Source organism: Stenotrophomonas sp. STEN087, assembly GCF_056759115.1.
Genome location: NZ_JBRRCR010000133.1, coordinates 1 through 7,025 on the forward strand (window position 1 = coordinate 1; position 7,025 = coordinate 7,025).

Sequence of the window (7,025 nt, forward strand, 5' to 3'; positions counted from 1 at the left end):
GCGCGGGTGGGCCGCCGCGCGCCGCGCGGCCCGCCCCCCCCCCGCCCGCGCGCGCGGCTGCCCCCGCCCCCCCCCCCCCCCCCCACTACCGCGGGCATTCATCGCTACAATTGCCGCCGCACTCCGGCACGAAGACCCCTGCCCCTTGAACACCCCAGCATTGCTGGCCGCCAGCGGCCTGAGCTTCTCCCGCAATGACGAACCCGTGTTCGGCCCGCTGGACTTCCATGTGGATGCCGGCGAGGCCCTGCTGGTGCAGGGCGGCAATGGTGCCGGCAAGACTACCCTGCTGCGCGTGCTGGCCGGCCTGGCCCGCCCCGGCGCCGGCCAGGTGCGCATCGACGGCAAGCAGGCCAGCAACACCGAGCGCGCCCGTTATGTCGCCTACCTCAGCCACCTGCCCGCGCTGAAGCCGGACCTGGACACGCTGGAGAACCTGCACTTCCTCTGCGGCCTGCACGGCCGCCGGGCCAAGCAGATGCCCGGCAGCGCGCTGGCCATCGTCGGCCTGGCCGGTTATGAGGACACGCTGGTGCGGCACCTGTCGGCCGGGCAGAAAAGGCGCCTGGCGCTGGCCCGCATCTGGCTGTCGCCGGCACCACTGTGGCTGCTCGACGAACCCTACGCCAACCTCGATCTGGATGGCATCAACCTGGTCAACCGGATGATTTCAGCGCATCTGCGCGGCGGCGGTGCCGCTCTGGTCACCACCCACGGCGCCTATGCTGCACCGCCGGTGCGCACGCGCCTGCTGGAACTGCGCGTGCCCGGGCAACCGGCCGCGACCGTGCCCGGAGGTGCCGCATGATCGCCCCGGGTACCGAACCGGGCCTGTGGCAGACCGCCCGCGCCCTGCTCTCGCGCGACCTGCGCCTGCTCTGGCGCCGCCGTGGCGATGCGCTGCAGCCGGTGCTGTTCGCCCTGCTGGTGGTGGTGCTGTTTGCGCTGGCGCAGGGCCGCGACCCGCAGCCGCTGGCGGCCACCGCCGGTGCCGTGCTGTGGCTGGCGGTACTGCTGGCCGGGCAGCTGGCGCTGGATTCGCTGTTCCGTTCCGATGCCGAGGATGGATCGCTGGAACAATGGCTGCTGGCGCCGGTACCACTGGCCTGGCTGGTGCTGGTGCGCGTGCTGCTGCACTGGGCCACCACCGCGCTGCCGCTGATCGTGGTCAGCCCGCTGCTGGCGGAAATGCTGCATCTGCCACATGACCAACTGCCGATGTTGCTGGCATCGTTGCTGCTGGGAACACCGGTGCTGAGCCTGATCGGTGGCGTGGTCGCCGCGCTGACCGTGGGCATCCGGCGCTCTGGTATTCTCGTGGCGTTGCTGTCGTTGCCGCTGTACGTACCGGTGCTGGTGTTCGGTGCGGGCAGCCTGGCGGCGGCCAGCCGCGGGCAGGATCCGGTCGGTGCGCTGCTGATGCTGGGCGCAGGACTGGTGGTCGCCCTGCTGCTGGCACCGCTGGCGACGGCTGCGGCCATCCGTATTTCCCTGAGTTGAACGGGCAGAGAGCCAATCCACCCCTGCTGGATAGCCGTCACGCATGAATCCGATCGTCCGCTGGTTCCATCAACTCGGTTCGCCGCCCACCTTCGATCGTTTCGCTGCCCGCTGGTCGCGTGTGTTCTACATCGCCGCGCTGCCGGTGCTGCTGGTCGGCCTGTGGCAGGCCCTCCTGGTGGTGCCGCCGGAAGCACGCCAGCTGGACAGCTTCCGCATCCTCTACATCCACGTGCCCAGCGCCTGGATGAGCCTGTTCGTGTTCGCGCTGATGGCCCTGTACGCCGCCATCGCGCTGATCTGGCGCATCAAGATCTGCGAGATCCTGGCCATGGCCTGCGCGCCGATGGGCGCCGGCTTCACCCTCATCACCCTGCTCACCGGCAGCATCTGGGGCAAGGGCACCTGGGGCACCTGGTGGGACTGGGACCCGCGCATGACCAGCGAACTGGTCCTGCTGTTCCTGTACCTGGGCGTCATCGGCCTGTACCACGCCATCGAGGACCGTCGCAGCGCCGCGCGCGCGGCCGGCCTGCTGGCCATCGTCGGCGTCAGCCTGCTGCCGGTCATCCGCTATTCGGTGGACTGGTGGGGCGGCCTGCACCAGCGCCAGTCGATCAGCGTGTTCGGTGAATCAGCGATCAGCAGCGCGATGATCGCGCCGCTGTGGTGGATGGTGATCGGCACCAAGTTCTGGTTCGCCGGCTCGGTACTGGCCAAGGCACGCGCCGACAATCTCGACCGCGAGGCCGGCAAGGCCTGGGTCGGCGCGCGCGTGGAGGAGACCCCGCGATGACCCACCTGCCCTTCGTGATCGGCGCCTATGCGGTGTTCGTGCTGGTGCTGCTGGCCGATGCCATCGGATCGTGGCTGCGCCTGCGCGCCGCGCGCCGCCAGGCGCAGTCGCGCCAGCAACGGCAGCAGGCACGGCAGAGCGCGCAGCAGGCCGCGCCGGTGCTGTCGGCGGAGCTGGAACGATGACCCCGCTGCAGCGCCGCCGCATGGCCTGGGTGCTGCTGGCGCTGCTCGCCTCCGGCCTGGCCACCGCACTGGTGGCGATGGCGCTGGAGCGCAACATCGCCTACCTCTACACGCCGTCGGAAGTGCTGCGCGGCGACGTCGATGCGCAGACCCGCTTCCGCCTCGGCGGCATGGTGGTCAAGGGCTCGTTCAACCGCCCGGTGGGCTCGCTCGATGCCCGCTTCGAGGTCACCGATGGCGATGCGCAGCTGGCCGTGCTGACCTCGCGCATCCTGCCGGACATGTTTGCCGAAGGCACCGCCGTGGTCGCCAGCGGGCGCCTGCAGGACGGCGTGTTCGTCGCCGATGAAGTGCTGGCCAAGCACGATGAGAAGTACGTGCCGAAGGAAGTGGCCGACAAGATGGGCGACGCCCATCGCAAGCACGACGTGCCGGTACCGGCCACCGAGGTGCGCTGAGTGCTGCCCGGCGTGTTGCCTGAACTCGGCCAGATCCTGCTGCTGTGCGCGTTGCTGGCCTCGCTGCTGCAGGCCGGCCTGCCGCTGGTAGGCGCGCAGCGCGGCAACGAGGCGTGGATGGCGGTGGCCCGACCGGCCGCCTTCGCCCAGCTGCTGCTGGTGGCCGGCGCGTTCGCGGTGCTGACCGCTGCCTTCGTGCAGCAGGATTTCTCGGTGCGCTACGTCGCCGAGAATTCCAATTCACTGCTGCCGATGATCTACCGCTACTCGGCGGTCTGGGGCGCGCACGAAGGCTCGCTGTTGATGTGGGCGCTGGTGCTGGCGCTGTGGACCGGTGCGGTGGCGCTGTTCTCGCGGCACCTGCCCGCGCCGGTGCAGGCGCGCGTGCTGGCGGTGATGGGCATGGTCAGCGTCGGCTTCCTCGCCTTCCTGATCTTCACTTCCAACCCGTTCCTGCGCCTGAACCCGGCACCGCTGGAAGGCCGCGATCTCAATCCGCTGCTGCAGGACCCGGGCCTGATCATCCACCCGCCGATGCTGTACCTGGGCTACGTGGGTTTCGCGGTGCCGTTCGCCTTCGCCGTGGCCGCCCTGCTGGAAGGCCGCGTGGATGCGCGCTGGCTGCGCTGGACCCGGCCGTGGACCAACGTGGCCTGGGGCTTCCTGACCCTGGGCATCGCGCTGGGCAGCTGGTGGGCCTACTACGAGCTTGGCTGGGGCGGCTGGTGGTTCTGGGACCCGGTGGAAAATGCCAGCTTCATGCCGTGGCTGGTCGGTGCGGCGCTGATCCACTCGCAGGCCGTCACTGAAAAGCGCGGCACCTTCGGCAGCTGGACCCTGCTGCTGGCCATCGCGGCCTTCGCGCTGTCGCTGCTGGGCACGTTCCTGGTGCGCTCGGGCGTTCTGACCAGCGTGCATTCGTTCGCCGCCGATCCCTCGCGTGGCCTGTTCATCCTGGTGTTCCTGTCGCTGCTGGTCGGTGGCAGCCTGCTGCTGTACGTGCTGCGTGCCAGCGGCCTCAGCGTGGAAGCCGATGACCCGCGCCGCGGCTTCACCGCCACCTCGCGCGAAACCCTGCTGCTGGCCAACAACCTGCTGCTGGCCACCGCCTGCGCGATGGTGCTGCTGGGCACGCTGTATCCGTTGCTGGCCGACGCGCTGTCACTGGGCAAGATCTCGGTCGGCCCGCCCTATTTCGGCAGCCTGTTCCTGCTGCTGATGGCACCGATGGTGCTGCTGCTGCCGTTCGGCCCGCTGGTGAAGTGGCAGCGTGATCAGCCGTCGCGCGCGTTCGCCCTGCTGGCGCCGTGGCTGGGCCTGGCCGTGCTGCTGGGCGGTCTGGCCTGGTGGCAGGCCCCGCAGAACGGCTGGAAGGCCGGCCTCGGCGTGGCGGCGGCGGCCTGGGTCGGGCTTGGCACCGCGCGCTTCGTCTGGCAGCGCCTGCGTGGCAATGGCCGCTTCACCGGCGAAATGCTCGGCATGATCGTCGCCCATGCCGGCGTCGCCGTGTTCCTGGCCGGCGCGCTGCTGGTGGAAGCCTTGAACGTGCAGCGCGAAGTCGCGCTGGCACCGGGGCAGCAGGTGGTGGTCGGCCGCCATGAAGTGCGCTTTGAAGGCGTGGACCATCGCGAGGGCCCCAACTTCACCGCCGACCGCGGCCATCTGCTCGTGTTCCGCGACGGTCGTGAGCTGGCCCTGCTGCATCCGGAAAAGCGCCAGTACGCCAGCGGCGGCCAGGTGATGACCGAGGCCGGCATCAATGCACGCCTGAGCGGTGATGTCTACGTGGCATTGGGCGAGCCGCTGGGCAACAATGCATGGGCGGTACGGGTGCACATCAAGCCGTTCGTGCGCTGGATCTGGCTGGGCGCGCTGCTGATGGCCCTGGGCGGATTCATCACCGCCGCTGATCGCCGTTTCCGTCGTCCGTAGGAGTTTCCATGTCCGAGTCCCCCGCCCCGCGCCCGTCCCGCCCGCTGCCGCCGGTAGCCATCGTGATCGGCGTGCTGTTCTTCTTCGGCCTGCTCGGGCTGATGGTCTACGGGGTGATGAAATCGGGCGACCCGCAGCGCGACGTGCTGCCCTCGGCGCTGATCGACAGGCCGGCACCGGCCTTCGCCCTGCCGGTGCTGCACGACCCGAGCATGACCGTGCGCAGCGAAGAACTGCGCGGTGCGCCTTACCTGTTGAACGTGTGGGGCAGCTGGTGCGCGGCCTGCCGCGAGGAACACCCGGTGCTGACCCGCTTTGCCGAGAGCAAGCGCGTGCGCGTGATCGGCTACAACTGGAAGGATGAACCCACCGATGCGCTGCACTGGCTGGAAACGCTGGGCAACCCGTTCATGGTGGTGCTGAGCGATGTCGAAGGCCGCACCGCCATCGACTGGGGCGTGACTGCTGCGCCGGAGACCTTCCTGGTCGACGGCAGCGGCATCGTGCGCTGGAAGTACAGCGGCGCGATGACCCAGCAGGTGGTCGACGAGAAGCTGATCCCGGCGCTGCAGAAGTTCGAGAAGGCCCAGGGCAATGCCGATGCCGGCCTGCACGGTAATCCGTAAGCCGCTGCACTGGCTGCTGCTTGCGCTGCTGATGGCGGCAGCGCTGCCCGCGCCTGCCCAGCAGCCGCTGCACGACCCGCGTCCGCTCGCCTTCCGCGACGCGGCTGAAGAAGCCCGATTCCATGCCCTGGCCGCGCAGCTGCGCTGCGTGCAGTGCCAGAACCAGTCGCTGGCCGATTCCAACGCACAGATTGCCCAGGACCTGCGCCGCGAGGTGCTGCAGCTGATGCAGCAGGGCCACGACGACGCACAGATCAAGCAGTTCCTGGTCGCCCGCTACGGCGAGTTCGTGCTGTACCAGCCGCCGCTGCAGCCGGGCACCTGGCTGCTGTGGGGCGGCCCGCTGCTGCTGCTCGGCGCCGGTGGTGTGGTGGTGCTGGGCATCGTCCGCCGCCGCGGCCGCAACGTGGCGCCTGCAGCGGACGCCGGCAACGCCGACGATGGAGAGGGCTGGTGAGCACTGTCCTGCCCGTGCTGGCTGCGCTGGTCGCCGCACTGATGGCGGCGCTGGTGCTGTGGCCGCTGCGTCGGCATGGCCGCCGCGGCTTCGTGCTGGGCGTGCTGGCGCTGGGCGTGGCCGGCGCCTGCCTGTACCTGCTGGTGGGCGACCCGCGTGCGGCGCAGGTGCAGCCGGCACCGTCGGTCACCACCCTGCGTGATGGAGTGAAGGCCCTGCAGCAGGCACTGCAGCGTGACCCGCAGCGCGCCGATGGCTGGGCACTGCTGGGCCGCTCGCAGGCCGAACTGGGCGATACCCGCGCCGCCGCCGAGGCCTTCGCCCGCGCCGTGGCCCTGGCCCCGGATGATGCCGGCGTACTGGTGGAAGCCGCGCAGGCGCGCGCCCAGGCCGATGCCGGCAAGCAATTCGATGACACCGCGATGGACTGGCTGCAGCAGGCCCGTCGCCTGGCACCCGACGCCGAGCGTGCCAGCTGGCTGCTGGGCATCGCCCTGCGCCAGCGCGGCCGCAATGCCGAGGCGGCCGATGTCTGGAGCAGCCTGCTGCCGCGCGTGGAGCCCGGTGCCGCGCAGGCGCTGCAGGCGCAGATCGCGGTCGCCCGCGAAGCGGCCGGACAGGCCGCGGACGCACCGGTCGCGGATGCGCCCGCCCTGCTGCAGGTGCGCGTGCAGCTGCCCGCCTCGTTGAAGCAGGCTGATTGGCCGGCCAGCACCCAGGTGTTCGTGCTCGCCCGTGCCGTCGGCGGCCCGCCGATGCCGGTGGCTGCACGCAGGTTGCCGCTGGCCGGTTTCCCGGCCACGGTCGGCCTCGGTGACGGCGACAGCCCGATGCCGACCGCACCGCTGTCGGCGCATGCCGAAGTGGAAGTACTGGCACGCATTTCGCGCAGTGGCAGCGCCAACCGCAGCGACGGCGACCTGCAGAGCGACGTGGTGCGGGTGGCGTTGCCGCATGACGGCGTGGTGGAGCTGCGGTTCCCGTAGATCGCGCACCGCTGCGCTCGCCGGGGCGGGAGCGCGGGGCCCACCCGGGCCCCCAACCGGCAGCGCCAGCCCCACGCCGCGGCCG

9 protein-coding genes are annotated in these 7,025 nt (G+C 70.6%); all 9 read left to right on the forward strand.

Features of this window, described 5'->3' with window-relative positions; genetic code table 11:
- Positions 1-160: 160 nt before the first annotated feature.
- From ccmA to ACVOK1_RS19790, 9 genes are read left to right on the forward strand one after another with little or no spacing between them, the layout of a single operon-like run.
- On the forward strand, positions 161-808 hold the full coding sequence (gene ccmA / locus ACVOK1_RS19750) for a heme ABC exporter ATP-binding protein CcmA (RefSeq protein ID WP_481563019.1): 648 nt from the start codon (positions 161-163) through the stop codon (positions 806-808).
- A complete protein-coding gene (gene ccmB / locus ACVOK1_RS19755; protein WP_079222491.1) occupies positions 805-1,500 on the forward strand; it encodes a heme exporter protein CcmB in 696 nt (231 codons plus the stop codon). Before ccmA ends, ccmB begins: the two co-directional genes overlap by 4 nt.
- 43 nt (positions 1,501-1,543) lie before the next feature.
- Entirely contained in the window at positions 1,544-2,296 is a 753-nt protein-coding gene (gene ccmC, locus ACVOK1_RS19760) for a heme ABC transporter permease CcmC (protein WP_406235523.1), read from the forward strand.
- Positions 2,293-2,481, forward strand: coding sequence for a heme exporter protein CcmD (gene ccmD, locus ACVOK1_RS19765; protein WP_200752398.1), 189 nt, complete (start codon positions 2,293-2,295; stop codon positions 2,479-2,481). The genes ccmC and ccmD overlap by 4 nt, the downstream gene beginning before the upstream one ends.
- Positions 2,478-2,939 (forward strand): cytochrome c maturation protein CcmE, encoded by a 462-nt coding sequence (ccmE, locus tag ACVOK1_RS19770; RefSeq protein WP_481563016.1) that lies wholly within the window; start codon positions 2,478-2,480, stop codon positions 2,937-2,939. Before ccmD ends, ccmE begins: the two co-directional genes overlap by 4 nt.
- A 12-nt stretch (positions 2,940-2,951) precedes the next feature.
- Positions 2,952-4,871, forward strand: coding sequence for a heme lyase CcmF/NrfE family subunit (locus ACVOK1_RS19775; RefSeq protein WP_481563017.1), 1,920 nt, complete (start codon positions 2,952-2,954; stop codon positions 4,869-4,871).
- Positions 4,872-4,879: 8 nt separating this feature from the next.
- Positions 4,880-5,497: a DsbE family thiol:disulfide interchange protein gene (locus ACVOK1_RS19780; RefSeq protein ID WP_481563018.1), complete on the forward strand. Its 618-nt coding sequence runs from the start codon at positions 4,880-4,882 to the stop codon at positions 5,495-5,497.
- Positions 5,498-5,501: 4 nt separating this feature from the next.
- Complete coding sequence (locus ACVOK1_RS19785; RefSeq protein ID WP_481563020.1) at positions 5,502-5,954, forward strand: cytochrome c-type biogenesis protein; 453 nt, start codon at positions 5,502-5,504, stop codon at positions 5,952-5,954.
- Positions 5,948-6,940, forward strand: a complete 993-nt coding sequence (locus ACVOK1_RS19790) for a tetratricopeptide repeat protein (RefSeq protein WP_481563021.1) — start codon at positions 5,948-5,950, stop codon at positions 6,938-6,940. The genes ACVOK1_RS19785 and ACVOK1_RS19790 overlap by 7 nt, the downstream gene beginning before the upstream one ends.
- The last annotated feature ends 85 nt before the right edge of the window (positions 6,941-7,025 follow it).

Bases quoted from the DNA above. Each gene is read 5' to 3' on its own strand.
- ccmB (WP_079222491.1), top strand. From the start codon at position 805: ATGATCGCCCCGGGTACCGAACCGGGCCTGTGGCAGACCGCCCGCGCC.
- ccmC (WP_406235523.1), top strand. From the start codon at position 1,544: ATGAATCCGATCGTCCGCTGGTTCCATCAACTCGGTTCGCCGCCCACC.
- ccmD (WP_200752398.1), top strand. From the start codon at position 2,293: ATGACCCACCTGCCCTTCGTGATCGGCGCCTATGCGGTGTTCGTGCTG.
- ccmE (WP_481563016.1), top strand. From the start codon at position 2,478: ATGACCCCGCTGCAGCGCCGCCGCATGGCCTGGGTGCTGCTGGCGCTG.
- ACVOK1_RS19780 (WP_481563018.1), top strand. From the start codon at position 4,880: ATGTCCGAGTCCCCCGCCCCGCGCCCGTCCCGCCCGCTGCCGCCGGTA.